This is a genomic window from Phytohabitans aurantiacus (assembly GCF_027923225.1).
In the GTDB taxonomy this organism is placed as follows: domain Bacteria; phylum Actinomycetota; class Actinomycetes; order Mycobacteriales; family Micromonosporaceae; genus Phytohabitans; species Phytohabitans aurantiacus.
Map to the genome: position 1 here is coordinate 301,021 of NZ_BSDI01000013.1, position 21,350 is coordinate 322,370.

At 71.2% G+C, this 21,350-nt stretch carries 16 protein-coding genes; 12 read left to right on the forward strand and 4 right to left on the reverse strand.

The window, feature by feature from the left end; genetic code table 11:
- Positions 1–31: 31 nt before the first annotated feature.
- Both QMG73_RS16890 and QMG73_RS16895 read left to right on the forward strand, forming a co-directional pair.
- Positions 32–3,190: a putative bifunctional diguanylate cyclase/phosphodiesterase gene (locus QMG73_RS16890; protein ID WP_281896557.1), complete on the forward strand. Its 3,159-nt coding sequence runs from the start codon at positions 32–34 to the stop codon at positions 3,188–3,190.
- A gap of 126 nt (positions 3,191–3,316) precedes the next feature.
- The gene (locus QMG73_RS16895) at positions 3,317–6,640 is read left to right on the forward strand and encodes a S8 family serine peptidase (protein ID WP_281896560.1); all 3,324 of its coding nucleotides are present in this window, start codon (positions 3,317–3,319) and stop codon (positions 6,638–6,640) included.
- 55 nt (positions 6,641–6,695) lie between these two features.
- Here QMG73_RS16895 and dapD read toward each other — a convergent pair whose 3' ends face one another.
- Positions 6,696–7,625, reverse strand: coding sequence for a 2,3,4,5-tetrahydropyridine-2,6-dicarboxylate N-succinyltransferase (gene dapD, locus QMG73_RS16900; protein WP_281896562.1), 930 nt, complete (start codon positions 7,623–7,625; stop codon positions 6,696–6,698).
- Between the two features lie 24 nt (positions 7,626–7,649).
- On the opposite strand from dapD, the gene dapE reads away from it, so the two are divergent.
- Positions 7,650–8,723: a succinyl-diaminopimelate desuccinylase gene (dapE, locus tag QMG73_RS16905; protein ID WP_281896564.1), complete on the forward strand. Its 1,074-nt coding sequence runs from the start codon at positions 7,650–7,652 to the stop codon at positions 8,721–8,723.
- On the opposite strand, the gene QMG73_RS16910 is transcribed toward dapE, so the two are convergent.
- Entirely contained in the window at positions 8,716–8,862 is a 147-nt protein-coding gene (locus QMG73_RS16910) for a hypothetical protein (protein ID WP_281896565.1), read from the reverse strand. The genes dapE and QMG73_RS16910 overlap by 8 nt on opposite strands.
- Positions 8,863–8,971: 109 nt before the next feature.
- Here QMG73_RS16910 and QMG73_RS16915 point away from each other — a divergent pair, with 109 nt between their 5' ends.
- From QMG73_RS16915 to QMG73_RS16935, 5 genes are all read left to right on the forward strand, one after another.
- Positions 8,972–9,757, forward strand: a complete 786-nt coding sequence (locus QMG73_RS16915; RefSeq protein WP_281896567.1) for an LOG family protein — start codon at positions 8,972–8,974, stop codon at positions 9,755–9,757.
- 1 nt (position 9,758) lies between these two features.
- Entirely contained in the window at positions 9,759–10,304 is a 546-nt protein-coding gene (locus QMG73_RS16920) for an LOG family protein (protein ID WP_281896569.1), read from the forward strand.
- A gap of 84 nt (positions 10,305–10,388) precedes the next feature.
- A complete protein-coding gene (locus tag QMG73_RS16925; RefSeq protein ID WP_281896571.1) occupies positions 10,389–10,850 on the forward strand; it encodes a lamin tail domain-containing protein in 462 nt (153 codons plus the stop codon).
- 69 nt (positions 10,851–10,919) lie between these two features.
- Entirely contained in the window at positions 10,920–14,150 is a 3,231-nt protein-coding gene (locus QMG73_RS16930; protein WP_407676815.1) for an ATP-dependent helicase, read from the forward strand.
- Positions 14,147–17,365 carry an ATP-dependent helicase gene (locus QMG73_RS16935; RefSeq protein ID WP_281896575.1) on the forward strand — a complete coding sequence of 1,073 codons (3,219 nt, stop codon included), beginning with the start codon at positions 14,147–14,149 and terminating at the stop codon, positions 17,363–17,365. The genes QMG73_RS16930 and QMG73_RS16935 overlap by 4 nt, the downstream gene beginning before the upstream one ends.
- Here QMG73_RS16935 and QMG73_RS16940 read toward each other — a convergent pair.
- Positions 17,343–17,747 carry a pilus assembly protein CpaE gene (locus QMG73_RS16940; RefSeq protein WP_281896633.1) on the reverse strand — a complete coding sequence of 135 codons (405 nt, stop codon included), beginning with the start codon at positions 17,745–17,747 and terminating at the stop codon, positions 17,343–17,345. The two genes, QMG73_RS16935 and QMG73_RS16940, sit on opposite strands and share 23 nt — an antisense overlap.
- A 76-nt stretch (positions 17,748–17,823) precedes the next feature.
- On the opposite strand from QMG73_RS16940, the gene QMG73_RS16945 reads away from it, so the two are divergent.
- From QMG73_RS16945 to QMG73_RS16960, 4 genes are all read left to right on the forward strand, one after another.
- On the forward strand, positions 17,824–18,396 hold the full coding sequence (locus tag QMG73_RS16945) for an ArsR/SmtB family transcription factor (protein ID WP_281896578.1): 573 nt from the start codon (positions 17,824–17,826) through the stop codon (positions 18,394–18,396).
- Positions 18,393–19,709, forward strand: coding sequence for an MFS transporter (locus QMG73_RS16950; RefSeq protein WP_281896580.1), 1,317 nt, complete (start codon positions 18,393–18,395; stop codon positions 19,707–19,709). Before QMG73_RS16945 ends, QMG73_RS16950 begins: the two co-directional genes overlap by 4 nt.
- 76 nt (positions 19,710–19,785) lie before the next feature.
- Positions 19,786–19,989: a hypothetical protein gene (locus tag QMG73_RS16955; protein ID WP_265249411.1), complete on the forward strand. Its 204-nt coding sequence runs from the start codon at positions 19,786–19,788 to the stop codon at positions 19,987–19,989.
- A gap of 25 nt (positions 19,990–20,014) precedes the next feature.
- Entirely contained in the window at positions 20,015–20,866 is an 852-nt protein-coding gene (locus QMG73_RS16960; RefSeq protein WP_281896584.1) for a hypothetical protein, read from the forward strand.
- 284 nt (positions 20,867–21,150) lie between these two features.
- Here the strand turns inward: QMG73_RS16960 and QMG73_RS16965 are convergent.
- On the reverse strand, positions 21,151–21,350 hold a 200-nt coding region (locus QMG73_RS16965), incomplete at its 5' end, for a hypothetical protein (protein ID WP_281896586.1).

A 21,350-nucleotide genomic window follows, 5' to 3' on the forward strand; every position in this document is an offset into this window, starting at 1 on the left:
CGTCGTGCCGAGGCCCGTGAAGGGGAGGCTCGTGTCGGCTCGGAAGATCATGGTCGGTTATGGCCTGTGGATGAGCATCCTGGCGGTCGGCGTCTTCGCCCTGCCGGCGCTTCATCTTCTCCTCTGGGCAGCGGTGGGCGTGAGCAGCACGATCGCGATCGTGTACGGGGTTGTGCGGCACCGCCCGAGGCGCCGGTTGCCATGGTCGTTGCTGGCCGCCGGCATCGCTGTCTTCACGGCTGGCGACCTCGTCTTCAACGCGGCCGCGGGCACGTCGTCGCAGTCCACGCCGTTCATGGCGGACGTGCTCTACCTATTGGTCTTTCCCCTGGTGGCCGCCGGCTACTGGGGCTTCACCCGATCGAGCACCACGATCAGGGATCGCTCCGGCCTTCTCGATCTGCTGGTCTTCGTATCGGCGGGCGCTCTGCTCTTCTGGGTCCTGTTCGTCGGGCCGCATGTCACCGGGGCGAGCCGGGACCCGTCCGACAAGTCGGTGGCGGCCGCGTACGCGCTCGGCAACCTGCTCGTCCTCGCCACCACGCTCCGCCTCCTGGTGGTGTCCCGGCGCGCGGTTTCGGCGATCCTGCTGACGGTGGGCGCCGCCGGCCTGCTCGCGGCCGACCTGGTCTATGCGGGCGCCGAGATGGAGGGCGGCTGGCAGAACGGGCAGCCGGCCGAGCTGGGCTGGCTGCTCTTCTACGCGGCGTGGGGCGCGGCGGCGCTGCACCCGTCGATGGTCCGCCTGACCGCGCCGGTCGACGCGAGGCACGGCGATGTCAGTCGCGTGTGGATGGTGCTGCTGGGCCTGGCCGCGCTGGTCGGCCCGGGTGTGCTGCTCGTGCAGGCGATGGGCGGCGACGTACGCGACGGTGCCGTCATCGCGGTCTGCTCGGCGATGGTGTTCTGGCTGGTGCTGAGCCGCCTCACCGACTCGATGGAAGCGCACCGCCGCTCGGTGGCCCGGGAGCGGGCGTTGCGCCAGGCGGCCGGCTCAATGGTCTCCGGCACCCGCGTCGCCGAGGTCGACCGGGCGGTCCGGACGGCGGTCGGGCGGCTCATCCCGCCCGACACCGGCTACCGGGTGGTGTTCGCGGTGCACCACGCCGACGGCATACCCACGACCGCCGTCAGCATCTGGGGTCCGGCGGTGGCCTCACTGGTCGGGTCGCCCGCGGTCGCGGCCCGGCGCATGAAACTGCTCCGGGTACGCGGGCTGCACCCCGCGCTGGCCGAGCAGCTCGGCGGGTTCGAGACGGCCGTGCTGTGCCCGCTGGTGCTCGACGTGCGATCGGCGGGTGCGCACTGGGTCGGCGCGCTGCTGGTCGCGGCCGATCCCGGGGTACTGGGCACGATGCGCGACTCGCTGGAGGTACTGGCCGCCGAGGCCGCGCTGGCCCTGGAACGCATCACCCTGAACGACGAGATCGACCGGCGCAACAGCGAGGAGTACTTCCGGACGCTGGTGCAGAGCACCGCCGACGTGATCCTGATCGTGGGTGACGACGACCAGATCCGGTACGCGAGCCCGTCCACGGCGACCGTGCTGGGCGTCGACCCGGCGAGGTGCACCACGCTCGACGCGGCCATCCACCCCCACGATCAGGCGGCCGTGCGGCGCACCCTCGACCTGGCGCGCGGCGGTCAGGAGCCGGCAAACGAGTGGACGCCGTGGAGCCTGCGGCGCCCCGACGACAGCCGGGTACAGGTCGAGGTGAGCTGTCGCGACCTGCGCGCCGACCGCACCGTACGCGGAATCGTGATCACGATGCGAGACGTCACCGCGCGCCGCCAGCTGGAGCGGGAGCTGAGCCATAGCGCGCTGCACGACGCGCTCACCGGCCTGCCCAACCGGGCGCTCTTCCAGGACCGGGTCCGGCACGCGGTCGCGCATCCGGCCAGCGACGGCAGCGGTGTCGCGGTACTGCTGATCGACCTGGACGACTTCACGATGGTCAACGAGGCGTCGGGTCACGCGATCGGCGACGAGCTGCTCGCTGCCGTCGGTGCCCGACTGTCCACTGTGTTGGGCAGACGCGGCATGGTGGCCCGGGTCGGCGGTGACGAGTTCGCGGCGGTGGTCGACGCGGTGGCGGATCCCGAGACGGCCGAGCAGGTCGCCGCCGAGGTGCAGGCGGTCCTCACCGAGCCGTTCCAGCTCGGCGAAGACGGCGAACACGGTCGCGTACTGGTCAGCGCGCCAGCGAGCGTCGGCCTGGCGACGACCGACGACGCCGCGACGGCCGACGAGCTGTTTCGCCAAGCGGATCTCGCGTTGCGCCTCGCGAAGGGTGCCGGGCGCGGCCAATGGCGGCGGTACGAGGCGACCCTCCACGCGGCCGTGCTGCAGCGGCTCGAGCTGCGCGCCGCGCTGGACCGGGCGGCGGCCGACCAGGACTTCACTTTGGAGTACCAGCCGATCGTGGAGATGGCGTCGGGGCGCACGGTGGGCTTCGAGGCGCTGGTGCGCTGGCGGCATCCCGCACTGGGACTGGTGCCGCCGGACGAGTTCATCGACATCGCCGAGGAGACGGGGCTGATCGAGGCGATCGGCGACTTCGTGCTGCGGCAGGCGGTCGGCGCGGCGAGCCAGTGGTCCAAGCAAAATGGCGCACAGCAGGACGGCACCCAGAAGGACCGCGCACAGCCGTATGTCAGCGTCAACGTGTCCGCCCGGCAGTTCCGGTCGCCTGGCTTCGTCACGAAGGTGCGTCAGGAGCTGGCGGATGCCGGCCTGCCGCCGTCCGCCCTGATGCTGGAGATCACCGAACGCCTTCTGCTGCGCGACGACGAGCAGGTCTGGCACGACCTGACCTGCCTGCGCGAGCACGGCGTGCGGATCGCGATCGACGACTTCGGCACCGGCTTCTCGTCGTTGAGCTATCTGCGCCAGGTGCCGATCGACGTGCTGAAGATTGACAAGTCGTTCACGGCGACCGTGGCCTCGTCGGCACGACAACAGGCCATTGTGGACGGCATCGTGCGGCTGGCGCAGACACTGCAACTGGACGCGGTCGCCGAAGGAATCGAGACCGCCGCCGACCGCGACCTGCTGTGCGACCTCAATTGCCCGTACGGCCAAGGGTTCCTTTACTCGAAGCCGTTGCGCCTCGACGACGCCGTGGAGTGGCTGCGCTTCGAGAACGACGCGACGGGCGCGGAGATCGCGGCTATTTCGTCGCGCCCCTGAGATCTTCCCTGAAATTCCCATCCCGGGGTGGTTTCGGGGCAGCGGTATGCATACTCGGTATGCAATGCTGACCCCCATCTGAAACGGGGCCGGTGTCTATATAGACACCTCTGAGGGGAGGATGCGTTGCATCTACTCAGGAAAATCGGTACGGCCATGCTGTCGACCGGGCTCGTGCTCGGTTCGGCGCAGGCTGGGTGGGCCGCACCGGATGGTGCGGCACCAGGCGGTGGCGCACCGCCGGCAGCAGGGATTCGTGGCGGCACGACGGTCACGTTGGTAACGGGCGACCAGGTCACGGTCGCGTCCGGCGGTCGTCTGGCGGTGCGGCCAGCGAAGGACCGTGCGGACATGAAGTTCGCCATCCACCGCGACCGCAGCGCGACGTACGTCATCCCGCGGGACGCTCTCGGGCTGGTGCGCAGTGGCAAGGTCGACCGGCGGCTCTTCGACGTCACCGGGCTGGCGAAGGCCGGTTACGACGACGCGGCCCGCGACACCGTTCCGCTGATCGTCACGTTCGGCAAGGGGGTCGCGAAGCGCGGAAACAGCGCCCTCGCGGCGGCTGGCGCACAGATCAAGCAGGACCTGCCAGCCGTTGGCGGCGCTGCCGTCACCGCCCGCAAGGACCGGGCGAGTGCACTGTGGACCGCACTGAACACCACCGGTGAGGTCGCGAAGGTCTGGCTGGACGGCAAGCGCGAGGTGCGGCTCGACCAGAGCGTGCCGCAGATCGGTGCCCCGACCGCGTGGGCGAGCGGATACACCGGGAAGGGCGTGACCGTCGCGGTGCTCGACACCGGCGTCGACCTGTCGCACCCCGACCTCGCGGGCAAGGTGGCCGAGGCGCGCAACTTCAGCGAGGCGGAAGAAGACGGTGACACGATCGGCCACGGCACCCACGTGGCGTCGATCATCGCCGGAAGCGGCGCGGCGTCCGGCGGCAAGTACAAGGGCGTCGCCCCCGACGCGCGGCTGGTGTCCGGCAAGGTCTGCGAGTCGTTCGGCTGCACCGAGTCGGCGATCCTGGCCGGCATGCAATGGGCCGCCGCCGACATGGACGCCACCGTCATCAACATGAGCCTGGGCGGCGGCGACACCCCCGAGATCGACCCGCTGGAAGAGGCGGTCAACACGCTGACCGCACAGTACGGCGCGCTCTTCGCGATCGCGGCCGGCAACAGCGGCTCGGGTGACGGCACCATCGAATCGCCGGGCAGCGCGGACGCGGCTCTCACCGTGGGCGCCGTCGACAAGTCCGACGAGCTGGCCGACTTCTCCAGCCGCGGGCCGCGGATCGGCGACGACGCGCTCAAGCCCGACATCACCGCGCCGGGCGTCGACATCGTCGCCGCGAAGGGCGCCGGCACCGACATCGGCGACCCGGTCGGCACGGCGTACACGTCGCTGTCCGGCACGTCGATGGCCACGCCGCACGTGGCGGGCGCGGTGGCGCTCCTCGCCCAGGTGCACCCCGACTGGACGGCGGGTCAGCTCAAGGCGGCTCTCACCGCGTCGGCGAAGCCGAATCCGGCGCTGTCCGGGTACCAGCAGGGCGCTGGCCGGGTCGACGTGGCCCGCGCCATCACGCAGACGGTGAGCACCGACCCGGTCGGTGTCTCCTTTGGACGGCCGTACTGGCCGCACGGCGACGATGAGCCGATCGTGCGGACCGCGACCTACCGCAACTCCGGCTCCGCCGCCGTGACCCTCGACCTGGCCCTGAACGTTCGTGGCCCGGAGGGCGTGGCCCCGCCGGCGGGCATGTTCACGTTGAGCGCCAACCAGGTGACCGTGCCGGCGGGCGGCGAGGCGAAGGTGACCATCACCGCCAACACCGCCCTGGGCGGCCCCGACGGCCTGTACTCGGGCCAACTCGTGGCGACCGGTGGCGGCACGCAGGTCAGCACGGCTGTCGGCGTCAACAAGGAGGTCGAGAGCTACAACCTCACGGTCTCGCACGTGGACCAAACAGGCGCCGCGACGGGCGACTACTTCACCCTGCTGCTCGGGATCGACGTGCCGTCCTGGAGCGACGTCTACGACGACGACGGCACCGCGACCGTGCGCGTGCCCAAAGGCACGTACAACCTGTCGACGATGATCTTCAAGGAGCGCGGCGAAGAAGAGGTCGACGCGTCGTTCCAGGTGCGGCCGACCGTCAAGCTGACGGGCGACATGACCATCGCGTTCGACGCGCGGACCGGCAAGCCCGTCGTGTCGACGGTGCCGGAGCGGTCCGCAAGGCCCGCGCTGGTCGACGTCTCGTTCACCCACTTCGCCGAGGAGGGCTCGTTTGGCGTCGGGTTGTTCACGAACGACTTCGAAGGGCTCACCACTCGCCACATCGGCGCCACGCTGACGGCGAACGAGTTCGTCTCGTACGTCGCCAGCCAGTGGGCGAAGCCCGGCCCGGACGGTAACTTCCTCGACAGCCCGTACTTCTACGGCGTCTCCGAGGGCATCCCGGGCAAGATGCCGAATGGATACACGCGGCATTACAAGGCTCGCGAGCTGGCGACGGTGCGGCACAAGTTCGAGCCCTCGGCGGCCGGACCTGTGGCGGAGCGGGCGGTGTTCCCGATGCTGGAGTGGAACACCGGAGCGGGAGCGATCGTGCTGCCGGTCGACCTGCCCAGCCAGCGCGTCGAGTACCACAACACCCAGGGCGTGCGCTGGGAGAGCTCGCTGGGTATCGGCACGTGGAACGAAGAGGAGGAGTGGATCGACGTCCGCGCCTACCTGTTCCACCCGCCGAAGCCGTTCAGTGCCGGTAAGGAGTACCGCGACCAGTGGAACGTCGCTCCGTACGGCCCGGTGCTCCCGGCAGGCAGCCAGTTCCCCTTCCTCGGGCGGTACGGTGACGAGCTGTTCATCGACGTGGCGCTGTATGGCGACCGTGCCGGCCACGGTGGTTACTCGCTGACCGACACCTCCCGCACCGCCCTGTACCGCAACGGAGAGCTGGTCGGCGAGACCGAGTGCTCGGCTTGCGGGGCGTTCGAGGTGCCGGCCGGTCGGGCCAACTACCGGTTCGAGGTGGCCGACACGCGCAGCTTCATGGACCTGACCACGGCGGTCAGCGCGGCGTGGACCTTCAAGTCCGCGCACGTGTCCGGTGAAGAGCCGGCGTCGCTGCCGATCTCCGTGATGCGGTTCGCGCCGAAGCTGGACGCGAACGGTGGTGCCCCGTCGGGCGGGACGTTCCAGATCCCGGTGACGGTCGAGCGTGGACCCGGTACCCCGGGCACCGCACGGTTGGCCGTCGAGGTGTCGTACGACGACGGCAAGACGTGGAGCACGGCGAAGCTGCGTAAGGCGGGTGCCGGCTGGGTCGCGACGGTGTCGCACCCGAGCGGCGCGGGCTTCGTCTCGCTGCGGGCCAAGGCCACCGACACCGGCGGCAACACGGTCACGCAGACGATCGTCCACGCGTACCGGCTCAGCTAGCCCATGATCAGGGCGTCCCCCAAGTCGTTAGAGCGACTTGGGGGACGCCCTGATCTCAGTCGTTGGCGTGTAGCGCGGCGTTGAGCTCGACGCCGGTGCCCCTGCGCTGCCGCACCTCCAGCGCACCGGTCACCGAGTTGCGCAGGAACAGCAGGCCCGAGGCGCCCGACAGGGTCGCCGCCTTGACGATCTCGCCGGTGGGCAGCGTCAGCTTGGAGCCGGCGGTCACGTAGCAACCGGCCTCGACCACGCAGTCGTCGCCCAGCGAGATGCCGATGCCGGCGTTCGCGCCGATCAGGCAGCGCTCGCCGATGCTGATGCGCTCCTTGCCGCCGCCCGAGAGCGTGCCCATGATCGAGGCGCCGCCGCCGACGTCGGAACCGTCGCCGACCACCACACCGGCGCTGATCCGGCCCTCGACCATCGACGCGCCGATGGTGCCGGCGTTGAAGTTGACGAAGCCCTCGTGCATGACCGTCGTGCCCGACGCGAGGTGGGCGCCGAGCCGCACCCGATCGGCGTCGGCGATCCGGACACCTGCCGGCACCACGTAGTCGATCATCCGGGGGAACTTGTCGAGCCCGTAGATGGCCAGGTGGCGGCCGCGGGACCGCTCGATCAGCCGCAACTCGTCGACCCAGTCGGGCGGGCACGGGCCCGCGGAGGTCCAGGCGATGTTCGGCAGCAGGCCGAAGATGCCGTCCAGGTTCGCCTCGTTGGGGCGTACCTGGCGGTGCGAGAGCAGGTGCAGTCGCAGGTACGCGTCGGCGGTGTCTTTCGGCGGGTCCTCCAGCGAGCCGATCTCGGTGCGCACCGGCACCGTCTTGAGCGTCGGCAGCGCCGGCTCGCCCACCACGGTGGTGTGCGTCTCGCCGGCGGGGAGGATCCCGAGCCCGAGCTTGCCGGTCGGGTACCACACGTCGAGCACCTGGTCATGGGCTGTGACGGTGGCCAGTCCAAGGCCCCAGGCTGGCAAGGTCTGCATGAGGGAAAAGGTACCGTGCCATCCATGGCGAACCCGCTGACCCCCGAGGTACTGGCCGATCCCGTGGCGCTGACCCGTGCCCTGGTCGACATCGAGTCGGTCTCCCGCAACGAGAAGGAGATCGCCGACTGCGTGGAGGAGGTGCTGCGGTCCGCGCCGCACCTGTCCGTCGACCGGTACGGCAACACGGTGATGGCGCGCACGGACCTCGGCCGGGAGCAGCGGGTCGTCCTCGCCGGCCACCTCGACACGGTGCCGCACAACGACAACTTCCCGTCCCGGCTCGACGGTGACCTCATCTACGGCTGCGGCACCTCAGACATGAAGAGCGGGGTGGCGTTCGCCCTGCACCTGGCGGTGACGGTGACCGAGCCGCGGTTCGACGCGACGTACTTCTTCTACGACGCGGAGGAGATCGAAGACCGGTACAACGGGCTCCGGCTGGTCGCCGAGGCGCACCCCGAGTGGCTGGCCGCAGACTTCGCGGTGCTGCTGGAGCCCACGTACGGGATGGTCGAGGCCGGCTGCCAGGGCACGATGCGGGCGGTCGTGTCGACCACCGGCCGGCGGGCGCACGCGGCGCGGGCCTGGCGGGGCGTCAACGCGATCCACGCGGCGGGGGAGGTGCTTGACCGGCTGCGGACGTACGAGGCGCGCACGGTGACGATCGACGGCTGCGTGTACCGCGAGGGCCTCAACGCGGTGCGGATCAGCGGCGGTGTGGCTGGCAACGTGGTACCGGACCGATGCGAGATCGAGGTCAACTACCGGTTCGCGCCGGATCGTTCCGAGAAGGAGGCGCACGCCCACGTGCGCGAGGTGTTCGAGGGCTTCGACGTCGAGGTGACCGACTCGGCCGGCGGTGCCCTGCCGGGTCTCACCCAGGCGCCCGCGCGCGAGTTTCTGGCGGCGGTCGGCGAGGAGCCGGTCGCCAAGCTTGGCTGGACCGACGTGGCGCGCTTCGCCGGGCTGGGGATACCCGCGCTGAACTTCGGACCGGGCGATCCCAACCTCGCGCACGCGCCAGACGAGCACGTCGAGATCGGCAAGATCCGCGACGGCGCCGCGACACTGCACCGCTGGCTGGCGCTCAGCTAGCCGGTGCCTCCTTGCGCTCGCCCGACTTGTCGCTCTCGGTGGTCGGCCGCTGGTTGACCGCCATGCGGCGCTCTGCCACCACCTCCTGGATCCGTCGCTGCATCTGGCGACGGAGCCGGATCATCTCGATGCGGGTCACGGTCGTTCCCCCTCCCCCGTGCATACCCGGTATGTGAATTCTAAGACGCACGCGGCGCCCGTTTGGTTGCAATCACATACACGAGTCGTAGCGCACTACGGTTGATCCCATGAACCACATCAAGCGCAGCGGCATTCCCGGACCGGAGCGCCACCGCGGAGCGGTCACCCTGCGTAGGGAGGCAATCCCTCGCAGTACCGCCGATCAGCGGCTGCTCGACTCCCGGCTGCGCGGGGAGTGGAAGACCAAGGACGCGTGGCGAGCGCTGCGGATCCTGTCGGAGTTCGTGGAGGGGTTCGACACGCTCGCCGACCTGCCGCCGGCGGTCAGCGTTTTCGGATCCGCGCGCAGCAAGCCCGACAGTGCCGAGTGTGAGCTGGCGGCACAGCTCGGCGGCGCGCTCGCCCGTGCGGGGTACGCGGTGATCACCGGGGGCGGTCCGGGCGTCATGGAGGCCGCCAACAGGGGGGCCAACGAGGCTGGCGGGCTGTCCGTCGGGCTCGGCATCGAGCTGCCGTTCGAGCAGGGCATCAACGAGTGGGTCGACATCGGCATCGACTTCCGGTACTTCTTCGCCCGCAAGACCATGTTCGTCAAGTACGCCCAGGCGTTCGTCGTGCTCCCGGGCGGCTTCGGCACCATGGACGAGCTCTTCGAGGCGCTCACGCTCGTGCAGACCCGCAAGGTGACGCGCTTCCCGGTCGTGCTGATGGGTGCGGCGTACTGGCAAGGGCTACTCGACTGGATGCGCCAGTCGATGGCCACCGAAGGCAAGATCAGTCCGACCGACCTCGATCTGATCTGCGTGACCGACGACGTCGACGAGGCGGTACGCCACATCGTCGAAGCCGACGCGGCGCTGAGCGAAGCGCAGTCAAGAACGGTGGAGGAGTGACGTGGCAGCGATCTGCGTGTTCTGCGCGTCGTCCCGGACGCTCGACCAGCGCTGGCTCGACCTGGCCACCGCCACCGGTGAAGAGATCGCCCGGCGCGGCCACGCGCTCGTCTCCGGCGGCGGATGCGTCGGCATGATGGGCGCGGTCGCCGACGGTGCCCGGTCGGCGGGCGGCCACACTGTGGGCGTGATCCCGCAGATGCTGGTCGACCGCGAGATCGCGGACACCAGCTCCGACGAGTTGGTCATCACGGAAGGCATGTTCGAGCGCAAGGCGTTGATGATCGAGAAGTCGGACGCGTTCCTCACCCTTCCGGGCGGCCTCGGCACGCTCGACGAGCTCTTCGAGGTGTGGACCATCGCGATGCTCGGGCTCCACCGCAAACCGATCGCGCTCATCGACGCCGACGGCTTCTACACCGGGCTCGTGCACTGGTTGGCTGGCCTCGCGGAGAATTCTTTCGCCCGTCCGGCCGCAATGGACCTCCTGATCGTCGCGGAATCGGTGCCCGAAGCGCTGAGCAGAATTGAATCCATGCTCGAATGAGTCGTCAACACGACTCGAATTCCTCCATCAGAGACGCGACCTGTGTACCACAATTTGGGGTCCGCATATCTCGATGGAGGGCACGTGAAGAAGACCATCGGCCTCATCGCCGCCACGCTGTTCGGCGCGACCGTCGCTTTCGTCGGCGCGGCACCGGCGAGCGCGGCCACGCCTCCGCTGCGCTTTCACGGAGCCCAGTACGACTCGCCGGGCAGCGACACCCGCTCCAATGCCAGCCTGAACGCGGAATGGGTGTCGCTAATCAACAGTGGCTCCTCGGGGGTGAACCTGAAGGGATACACGATCCGCGACAAGGCCGGTCACGTGTACACCTTCACCAGCAATTTCACGATCCCCGGCAAGGGTGGTCGGGTCTGGATTCACACCGGAAAGGGCACCAACAACGCGCAGAACCGCTACTGGGGCAGCGGCAATTACATTTGGAACAACACCGGCGACACCGCCTACCTGCGTAAGCCGTCCGGTGCCCAGGTCGACTACTGCACCTGGGGCAACAAGTCCGGCCGTACCTGGGTGGCCTGCTAGCGGTCAGACGCGCGTGGTGTGATTGGTGGTGTGGCTGAGGCGGCTGTGAGCAGGTGGGCCGGATACCGGCTGGTCCGCCGGCCGGTCGAGCCCACGCCCGCGCCCCTCGACGATGCGCTCCAGTCACACGTCGCCAGCCACACCGAGGGCCCGCTGCTCGTCGTCGGCGGCCCGGGCACCGGCAAGACCACCACGCTGGTCGAAGCCGTCGCCGCCCGGGTCGCCGAGGGCACCGACCCCGAACGCATCCTGGTGCTGACCTTCGGGCGGCGGTCGGCTGCGGCGCTGCGGCAGCGCATCGAGGCGCGCGTCGCGGGCACCGGCCGGGTGGTGCACGAGCCGCTCGTGCGCACGTTCCACGCATACGCTTTCGGCCTGCTGCGCCGGGCGGCGGCCGACCGTGGTGAGCTGTCCCCCCGGCTTCTCACCGGACCCGAGCAGGACCTGGTCATCCGCGAGCTACTCGAAGGCGCCGACGGCAACTGGCCACCCAGCCTGCGCCCCGCGCTGCCCACCCGGGCGTTCGCCGGGCAGCTTCGCGACCTGCTGCTGCGCGCCGCCGAGCGGGGCCTGACACCGCCTGAGCTGGCCCGGCTGGGCGAGCGGTTGGGCCGGCCCGACTGGGCGTCCGCCGCGAGCTTCCTGCGCGAGTACGTCTCCGTACTGGCACTGCGCGATGCCACCACGCGCAGCTCGGTGGCCTACGACAACGCCGAGCTGATCCGGGCGGCCGCGGGTCTACTCAGCGACGACGGCGCGCTACTGGAAGCCGAGCGGCGGCGGCTCGCGTACGTGTACCTGGACGAGCTGGCCGATACCGACCCGGCGCAGCTCGACCTGCTCAGCATGGTGGCGGGTGGCGGTAAGCCGCTGGTGGCGTTCGCCGACCCGGACTCGTCGACGTTCGCGTTCCGGGGTGCTGATCCGGCTGGAGTCGGCACGTTCCCGCACCGGTTCCGCACGCCGTCGGGCGCGGTCGCGCCGATCGTCACGCTGCACTCGACGTACCGCACGAGCGGGGAGCTGCTGGAGGCCATCGGGCGGGTGGCACGGCGGCTGCGCGGTGCGGCCGGCCACCGCCGCCTGACCCCGGCCACCGAGGGGGAGAGCGCCGTCGAGGTGCGGACGTTTCGTTCCGGCACCAGCGAGTCGGCGTACGTCGCGCACGTGCTGCGCAAGGCCCATCTCGAAGACGGTGTGCCGTGGTCGCGGATGGCAGTACTCGTGCGGTCGACGCTGCTCCAGCTCGCGCCTTTGCAGCGGGCCCTGCACACGGCGGGCGTGCCGACCGTGACCGAGGCCGAAGACCTGCCGCTGCACCTGCAGCCGGCCGTCGCGCCCCTGCTGTTGCTGCTGCGCTGCGCCCTGGAGCCCGACCGGCTCGACGAGGAGGCGGCGGTCGCGCTGTTGCACTCGCCGCTGGGCGGCGCCGACCCGCTCGGCGAACGCCGGTTGCGGCAGGGCCTGCGGGCGCTGGCGCTCGCCGCCGGTGATCCCCGGCCCTCCGGTGACCTGCTGGTCGAGGCGCTGCGCGACCCGGCCGAGCTGGCGGCGATCGAGCGGCGGTGGGCCGGGCCGGCCAAGGCGATCGCGCAGCTCATCGCGACCGCCCGCGAGGCGGCCGACCGCCCCGCGGCCACGGTCGAAGACGTGCTCTGGGCGGTATGGCGGGCCAGCGGCCTGGGAGACCGCTGGTTCGGGCTCACCGCGCGCAGCGGGCCGGCCGGCGACCCGGGGGAGGAGCGCGGGCTCCAGTGGCGGGGCATCGCCGCCGACCGCGACCTCGACGCCGTGGTCGCGCTCTTCGACACCGCCGCGCGCTTCGTCGACCGGCTGCCGGGCGCGCGCACCGAGGTGTTCCTCGACCACGTGCTCGGCCAGCAGCTTCCGGCCGACACGATCGCGCCGAGCGCCGACCGGGGCGAGGCGGTACGCCTGCTCACGGCCCACGCCGCGAAAGGCCTGGAGTGGGACGTGGTCGTGGTCGCCGGCGTGCAGGAGGGCATCTGGCCCGACCTGCGGCTGCGCGGCAGCCTGCTGGGCTCCGAGCGGCTGGTCGACGTGCTCGCCGGCCGTGCCGAGGGCGCCGGCACCGCCGCGTCGCTGGTGGGGCAGACCTCGGCCCTGCTCGACGAGGAGCGCCGGCTGTTCTACGTGGCGATCAGCCGGGCCCGGCGGCGCCTGCTGGTCACGGCGGTCGCCTCGGCGGCCGTCGGTGGCGCAGACCACGAGGAGCAGCCGAGCCGATTCCTGTACGAGCTGGCGCCGGCCGTCGACGCGGAAGACGGGCCAGACGAGCTGCCGCTGCACCGGCTGCCTCGGGCCCTCACCCTGCCCGCGCTGGTGGCAGAGCTACGCACCGCCGTCACCGATGCGGCCTCGTCCACGGAGCGCAAGCGCGCGGCGGCGGCCGAGCTCGCACGCCTGGCCGCCGCCGGCGTGCCGGGCGCGCACCCCGACGACTGGTGGGGCCTGCGCCCGCTCTCCGACGACCGGCCGCTGATCGACGAGGGCGAGCCGGTCAAGGTCACACCGTCCACGATGGAGAGCGCGCTGCGGTGCAGCCTGCGCTGGCTGCTGGAGAAGCACGGCGGCGCCGGGCCCGCGAGCGCGGCGCAGGGCGTCGGCAACCTGGTGCACGCGGCGGCCATGCTCGCCGAAGACGCCAGCGTCGACAGGGGCAAGCTGATCGAGTACGTGGCTGGGCGGTTCGACGCGATCGAGTTGGCGGCCCGGTGGATGGCCGGTGCGGAGCGCACGCGCGCCGAGGCGATGGTCGACAAGCTGCTGCGGTGGCTGGCCGTCAATCCGAGGCGGCTGCTGGCGATCGAGCACGAGTTCGCGGTGCGGCTCGAGCACCCGTCGCACCCGATCGAGCTCACCGGCCGGGTCGACCGGCTTGAGGTCGACCCCGATGGGCGGCTCGTCGTCATCGACCTCAAGACCGGCAAGTCGACGTCGGTGACAGAGGCCGAGCTGGCCGAGCATCCGCAGCTCGGCGCCTACCAGGCGGCCGTCGAGGCGGGCGCGTTCGACGAGTTCGGTGCCGACACGGGTGGCGCCTCGCTGGTGCAGCTCGGCACCCCGACCAAGGAGGCGAAGGAGCAGGCGCAGGCGGCGCTCGGCGAGGGCGAAGACCCGAACTGGGCGGGCGCGATGGTCCGGCGCACCGCCGACACGATGGCCGCGGCGACGTTCCACGCGGTGGCCAACTCCAAGTGTCGCGTCTGTCCGGTGCGCACGAGCTGCCCGATCTCCGGCAAGGGCCGCCAGGTGGTCGAGCCGGGAGGCGGCGCATGACCGCGACGTTGTTTCCGGTTTCGCATGCTGAGGCGGGGCCGCGGTATACGCCGCACGAGTTGGCGCGGATGCTCAAGCTGCACCCGCCGACACCCGAGCAGGCCGAGATCATTTCGGCTCCGGTCGAGCCGCTGCTGGTCGTCGCCGGTGCCGGCTCGGGCAAGACCGAGACGATGGCCGCCCGGGTGCTGTGGCTGGTTGCCAACGGTTACGCGGCACCCGACCAGGTGCTCGGCCTGACGTTCACCCGGAAGGCCGCCGGCGAGCTGGCGCACCGCATCCGCACCCGGCTCGGCCAGCTCGTCCGCCGCCTGGGCCAGGAGGAGCTGCTGGCCGGCGAGCCGAGCGTGGCGACCTATCACTCGTACGCCGCGCGCATCGTCGTCGAGCACGGGCTGCGTGCCGGGTACGAGCCGTCCGCACGGCTGCTCACCGAGGCGTCCCGCTGGCAGATCGTCGACCTGCTGGTGCGCAACTACACCGGTGACATGACCGGCGTGAACTTCTCGCCAGCCACGATCACCGACGCGGTACTGGCGCTCTCCGGCGAGCTGGCCGAGCACCTCGTCACACCCGACGACCTGGCCGCGTGGACCGGTCGCTTCTACGCCGAGGTGCAGGAGCGTCCGGGCAAGGTGTCGGCCGCCGTCCGGGACGCGCTGGCGCGCCAGCAGGTACGGCTGAAGCTGCTGCCGCTCGTGCGGGCGTACGAGCAGCGCAAGGCCGACTTCGAGGCGATGGACTTCGGCGACCAGATGGCCCGCGCCGCCCTCGTGGCCCGCGACCACGCGGAGGTCGGCGAGATCGAGCGGGCGCGGTTCAAGGTGGTGCTGCTCGACGAGTACCAGGACACCAGCCATGCCCAGGTCGTGCTGCTGCGCTCGTTGTTCGCGGGTGAGCACCCGGTGGCCGCTGTGGGCGACCCGTGCCAGTCCATCTACGGGTGGCGGGGCGCGAGCGCGGGCACGCTGGAGCGGTTCCCGGCCGAGTTCGGTGGCGCCCAGCGGTCGCTCACCACGAGCTGGCGCAACCGTCCCGAGGTGCTCAAGGTCGCCAACGCGCTGTCGGCGCCGCTGCGCGAGTCGGGTGCGCAGGTGGCCGAGCTGACGGCCGCCGCGCGGGTCGACCCGCGGATCGGTGGCGCGGCCGTCCACTGTGCACTGCTGGAGTCGTACTCCGACGAGGCTGACTGGATCGCCGAAAGCATGCTCCGTTCCTGGCAGGTGGCGGCCGGCATGCCCGACGCGCTCGCCGAGCAGATCCCGGTGGAGCAGCGCCCGACCAGCGCGGTGCTGGTGCGGGTACGCAGCCAGATCCCGGCGATCGAAAACGCGCTGCGCGTTCGGGGCGTACCGGTCGAGGTGGTCGGCCTCGGCGGGCTGCTCGACACCCCGGAGGTACGCGACGTCGTCTGTACCCTGCGAGTGCTCGCCGACCCGACGGACGGCGCGTCGTTGCTGCGCCTGCTCACCGGCGCGCGCTGGCGGATCGGCCCGCGCGACCTCGTCGCCCTGTACCGCCGGTCCCGCGCGATCGCGGCGGCCCGACGCGGGTTGGCGCCCGATCAGCCGGAGCTGATGCCGGACCGCCTCGACGAGGCTAGCCTGGTCGAGGCGCTGGCCGACCCGGGCCCACCGCAGGCGTACTCGGCCGAGGGATACGCGCGGCTGCGCGCGTACGGGCGGGAGCTGGCGCTGCTGCGGCACCGCCTCGACCAGCCGCTGCCCGACCTGATCGCCGACGTCGAGCGCACGACCGGCCTGGACGTCGAGGTCGCCGTGCGGGCTGGCGCCGACGCTGGGCTGGCGCGCGGCCACCTCGACGCGCTCGGCGACGTGGCGGCGCGGTTCGCGCGGGACTCCGAAGGCGGCACGCTGGGCGGGTTCCTGGCGTTCCTCGCCGCGGCCGAAGACGAAGAACGCGGCCTGTCACCGGGCGAGGTCGACGTGGTCGAGGGCGCGGTGCAGATCCTCACCGCGCACGCCGCGAAGGGCCTGGAGTGGGACGTCGTGGCGGTCGCCGGGCTGACCCAGGGCGTGTGGCCGGGGCCGGCCCGCAACTCCGACCACTACCTGATGGGCCTCGGCGTGCTGCCGTTCCCGCTGCGCGGCGACTCAGACGGGCTGCCGCGACTGCTGCTGGACGACGCTGAAGACCAGCGTGGGGTGGCGCAGGCCGTCGAGGCGTTCAACGACGAGTGGCGCGCGCATGACGAGCGCGAGGAGCGGCGGCTCGCGTACGTGGCGGTCACGCGGCCACGCCGGCTGCTGCTGTGCAGCGGGTACTGGTGGGGCGAAGGGGTGAAGAAGCCGCGCGGCCCGTCGGTGTTCCTCACCGAGATTCGCGACCGCTGCCAGGCGGGCGACGGCGCCGTGGTCGCCTGGGCACCGGAGCCGACTCCCGACACCGCCAACCCGACGTCTGAGGTCCAGCCCTCGGCTGAGTGGCCGTCCGACCCGCTCGGCCCGCGCCGTCCCGCCTTGACCGAGGCGGCCGCTCTCGTGCGCTCCTTCCTTGCCGAACCGTCCACGCAGGACAGTCCGTGGACGCGGGAGGTCGAGGTGCTGCTCGCCGAGCGCGAACGGCAGGCCCGCCGGGACGGCCCGATCGAGGTGGCGGTGCCGGGCCACCTGTCGGTGTCGCAGCTCGTGACCCTGCGCCGGGATCCGCAGGCGCTGGCCCGGTCGCTGCGCCGCCCGATGCCCGCCCGCCCCGACCCGTACTCCCGGCGGGGCACCGCGTTCCACCTGTGGCTGGAGCAGCGGTACGGTGCCGCCCGCCTGCTCGACGTCGACGAGCTGCCCGGTGCCGCCGACGAAGACGCCGCGCCCGACGAGGCGCTCGCCGACCTGCAGGAGAAGTTCCTGTCGAGCGAGTGGGCCGATCGCACGCCGGTGGAGGTCGAGGTGCCGTTCGCGACGGTGATCGGCGGTGTGGTGGTGCGCGGGCGGATGGACGCGGTGTTCGCCTCGCGCGGTGGGCGGTACGACGTCGTCGACTGGAAGACCGGCCGCCAGCCGTCCGGAGTGGACGCCTCAGCGGCGGCGGTGCAGTTGGCCGCGTACCGGCTGGCGTGGGCGGAGCTGGCCGGGGTGCCGGTGGAGCACGTGCGGGCGGCGTTCCACTATGTACGCGACGGTGCGACGATCCGCCCCGCCGACCTGCTCGACGCCGAGGGCCTGACCGCCCTGATCACCGCACTGCCGTCAGGATGAGCGCCAGCAGCGCCTCTCCGTACGCCTCCACCGCCTCGGCCGCCTCGAAGTGGCGCGACGCGTCGCTGAACTCCACCGTGACCCGGTAGCGGTCACCCACCCTCACCAGCGATCGAAAGGTCCCGCCGAGCAACTCCCGAAGCTGGTCTTCGCGCGGCAGCCAGATCGCCTCTTCCTTCTCGACATCGTCGAGGGCCCACTCGGTGGTGCCGTTGAAGCCGATGATCTCGCCCTCGGGCAGGTCGTGCACCTCGATCGTCATGTTGCTGAGTACGAACACGTCGTCGTCGAGGTCGCGGTCGGGGATGGCGAACCGGTCTCCAGCAGCGGGTTTCCACACGAGCCCCGCCTCGCGGAGCCGCGCGGCCAGATCGAGCGACATCACGTTTCCATGCTGCCACGCGCCAAATCGCGAAGAGAATTTTGCAAAACTTTCTTTGCGATCCTATGGTGAGGGCATGGCGAACTTCGAGCGCAACGTCCACGACGCCGAGACGCTCAAGGCGGTGGCGCACCCGACCCGGTCGAAGATCCTCGGCCTGCTGCGCCACGAGGGCCCCGCCACCGCGTCGCAGCTGGCCCGCCGGCTCGACGACTCCAGCGGCTCGACCAGCTACCACCTGCGGCAACTTGCCCGATACGGCTTCGTCGAGGAAGACCCCGACCAGCCCAACAAGCGCGACAAGCGGTGGCGCGCGACGTACTCGATCACCACGTGGAGCCGCGCCGTCCTCTCCAGCCCGGAAGGCCGAGAGATCAGCGACGCCCTCCAGCGCCGGCAGATGCTGCGCGCGGTCGACCACTTCCAGCGCTGGATGGCGCGCGGGCGCGACCCGCGCTGGGAGGACAGCGGTGGCGTGTCGGACTTCATGGTCCGGCTGACCCCGTCGCAGACCGCCGCGCTCGACGACGAGCTCATGGCGGTGCTGGACCGCTACCGCACGGATCCGCCGCCCGCCGAGCCGGACGAGCCGGTCGCGCACATCTCCGTGTACCTCCAGCTCCTCAACTTCGAAGAGTCGCCGCTATGACACCGCTGACCGTGGCGCGGATCCAGCGGCGGTACCTGGTGCTCATCGGGCTTCGCTGGGCGTCGACGGGCCTGATCCTGCCGGTCAGCATGCTGATCTACGCCACCCGCGGCATCGACCTGCCGACCGTCGGGCTCCTCGTCGCCCTGTACTCCGGCCTGGTCGTCCTGCTGGAGCTGCCCACCGGTGGCCTCGCCGACCAGCTCGGGCGGCGCCGCACGATGCTGCTCGCCAGCGTGTTTCTCGTGCTGGCGCCACTGTGCATGGCGTTCGCGCAGGTGTGGTGGCAGTTCGCGATCGCCGCGATCGCCTCGGCGTTGGGCCGGGCGCTCGGCTCCGGGCCCGTCGAAGCCTGGTATGTCGACACCGTCCGGGCCATCGAGCCCGACGTGTCACTGCGGGGCGGCCTGTCCCGAGGCTGGGCGGTGGAGGCATTCGGGCTCGGTGCCACCGCGACGATCGGCGGCGCGGTGCCGGGCCTCGCCGGCGGGTTGGCCAACGATGGCCTGATCACGCCGTTCTCGGTACCGGCGCTAGGAGCCGCGGCGCTCGCGGTGGTGAGCCTGATCGCGCACGCCGCGCTCATGACCGAAGTCCCAGATCCTGCAAGCCCAGCGCGGTCGCGCGGCAGCGCCCGCGCGGCGGTCCGAGCCGTCCCCGCCCAGGTCGTTCATGGGGTACGCGTGGCGTGGCGGGAGCCCGTCGTGAGGCTGATCGTGGCGCACGGGGCGGCGATCGGGCTGTTCCTCAACAGCATCGAGATGCTCGCCCCGCTCCAGTTCGCCGAGATGCTGGGCGGCCCCGAACGCGCCGCTTTCGCGTACGGCCTGCTCATCACGGGCGCCTTTCTGGGTACCGCCGCCGGCTCGGCCGCCGCACCGGCGCTGTGCCGGTTGCTGCCGCTCTCGCCGCTGGGGGTGGCGGCGCTCGTCACGGTGATCGGCGGCGCGGCGGTCGGCCTGATCGGCCTCGCCTCGGCCGGCCCGGGCGGCTTCGCGCTCGCGGCCGCCGGCTACCTGGGCGCCTACACCGTGACCGGGCCGGCCGGGCCCCTGGCCGCCGAGGCGGTGCACAACCGGGTCACCGAACGTGAGCGCGCCACCCTGGTATCGGTGGAGTCGCTCGCTCTGCAACTGGGTGGATTCCTCGGCGCCGTATCGGTCACGCGACTGGCCGCCTGGGCCGGATTTGTATCGGGCTGGATCGCGGCGACATTGGCGCTGGTCATCGCGGCTTTGCTCATCGTGGCTGCCCGCCGGGCCGAACGCCGGGCCGGCGAAACAGGCAAGGTTCTTACCTACGAGTTCACCTGATTGCGTCCGATGGGCGACTGTATCAAGACACCTGTTCCCGGATCCTGTCCTATGGGGGATTTGGGGGAGGGTGGACATGACCGATGCCAGCGTCGGAGGGGTACGCGAGATCCTCGTCGTACTGGCGCTCGCCGTGGTCGGGCTGATACTGGCGGTGGCCGCCGCCTTCACGCCGTGGTACGCGGCGCTCGACGAGCCGGGCGGTGCCGCGGTGGTCGAGATGCACGCGCCATCGATACCGGAGTCCGACGCGGGGGCGGCGGCCGGAGGGGCGCGCTGAGCTGGCGTGGTGTTCACTGGAAAGCATGCCGGCGACACCTGACCAGCGACCTTGGGGCGCGGGCACGGTGACCGCGCTGGGCGCCCCGGTGCTCCCGCCGCCCGAAACCGAGCCTGCCGAGGCACCCGACCAGCGCGATCGCGACCGCCGACGGCTGTTCCTCTTCGGGGGCATCGCTGGTGGCACGCTGGCGGCCGGGCTCGTGGTCATCCTGGCGATGGCGCTGTCTGGCAACTCCGACCCGTTCGGCCGCGACGTGGCGGGCCCGTCAGACATGCGGCCGCCGCTGGCGAAGATGTGCCCGGCACCCACCGTCGCCGCCGAGCCGCTCCAGCCCGTCGACCCCGGGCCACCGCCGGCCGGCCCGCGTACCGTCGACGCCGAGTCCGGCATCTCGTACCCGGCCTACGGCGACCCCTGGATGCCCTGGACCGAGGAGTGGCGGGCCGGCACCCTCGAAGTGCCGTACAAGATGGGCCAGCACTTCATCACCGAGAACTACCCCGGCGGCACCTATCACGCGTCGATCCTGTCGGCGGCGGTGCCGGCGGCCGACAACGACGCGGTGGCGCTCAACCTCGAATGCGTCGGCCGGCAGGTGGCGGCCGACGTGCGCGCCGAGTACTACCCGCAGCCGAACCGGATGGAGCTCTTTCGCGACGAGCGGACCCTCCTCGGTGGACGCCCAGCCTGGGTGACGGTGTTTCGGCTGCACTTCACCCGCCCCGGCCTGAAGGCGACGGACGAGCTGTCGGCCGTGGCCATCATCGACGTGGGCAAGACCACGGCCGCCGTCCTCTACGTCTCCATCCCCGGCACCCACCGCCAGTTCGACCACGTGGTGGACGAGGTCCTGGCCGCCGTCCGCCCCACCTGATCCCGTTCGCGCCGCGCGGTCTTCTCCGCGTCGATCAAGGGCGAACGCACGTGGTTCGATCTCTATTCCGCGTGCTGTCGCCCTTGATCCATGCAGATCTCCTTGATCGGTGCTGCTTGAGCTGGGCGATTCAGCGTCGCGCCAAGGTCCATCGCCGCGGTCGGTCGGGCGCCGCTGGCGTCCGCGCCGCCGTTGCCCACGCTGTGAACGTTTGTTGCTGCTCCAGCAGCAACAAACGTTCACAGCACCCTCGGTGGAACGGTGACCGACCTGGTGCCGCTTGATCAAAATCCCAGAATCTCGGCACACGCCAATCTGGCGGCGGGTTGTTGCCGCCAGGCGCGCTCCAACCCGGCACGCGGCGCTGCCGGCCGCAGATCTTGGAGCTCCACCGTCGCCATGGCGGTTTCAAGATCTGGCTGCAACACCCACGTTTCTGCAGGTAGGAGTGGGTTGTGGCAGAGAGATTGTCCGCGTTGGAGCG

What these genes read in the sequence shown, in the direction of transcription:
- dapD (WP_281896562.1), bottom strand. Translation starts at nt 7,625, where the DNA reads ATGCAGACCTTGCCAGCCTGGGGCCTTGGACTGGCCACCGTCACAGCC.
- dapE (WP_281896564.1), top strand. Translation starts at nt 7,650, where the DNA reads ATGGCGAACCCGCTGACCCCCGAGGTACTGGCCGATCCCGTGGCGCTG.
- QMG73_RS16915 (WP_281896567.1), top strand. Translation starts at nt 8,972, where the DNA reads ATGAACCACATCAAGCGCAGCGGCATTCCCGGACCGGAGCGCCACCGC.
- QMG73_RS16935 (WP_281896575.1), top strand. Translation starts at nt 14,147, where the DNA reads ATGACCGCGACGTTGTTTCCGGTTTCGCATGCTGAGGCGGGGCCGCGG.
- QMG73_RS16940 (WP_281896633.1), bottom strand. Translation starts at nt 17,747, where the DNA reads ATGTCGCTCGATCTGGCCGCGCGGCTCCGCGAGGCGGGGCTCGTGTGG.
- QMG73_RS16945 (WP_281896578.1), top strand. Translation starts at nt 17,824, where the DNA reads ATGGCGAACTTCGAGCGCAACGTCCACGACGCCGAGACGCTCAAGGCG.
- QMG73_RS16950 (WP_281896580.1), top strand. Translation starts at nt 18,393, where the DNA reads ATGACACCGCTGACCGTGGCGCGGATCCAGCGGCGGTACCTGGTGCTC.
- QMG73_RS16955 (WP_265249411.1), top strand. Translation starts at nt 19,786, where the DNA reads ATGACCGATGCCAGCGTCGGAGGGGTACGCGAGATCCTCGTCGTACTG.
- QMG73_RS16960 (WP_281896584.1), top strand. Translation starts at nt 20,015, where the DNA reads ATGCCGGCGACACCTGACCAGCGACCTTGGGGCGCGGGCACGGTGACC.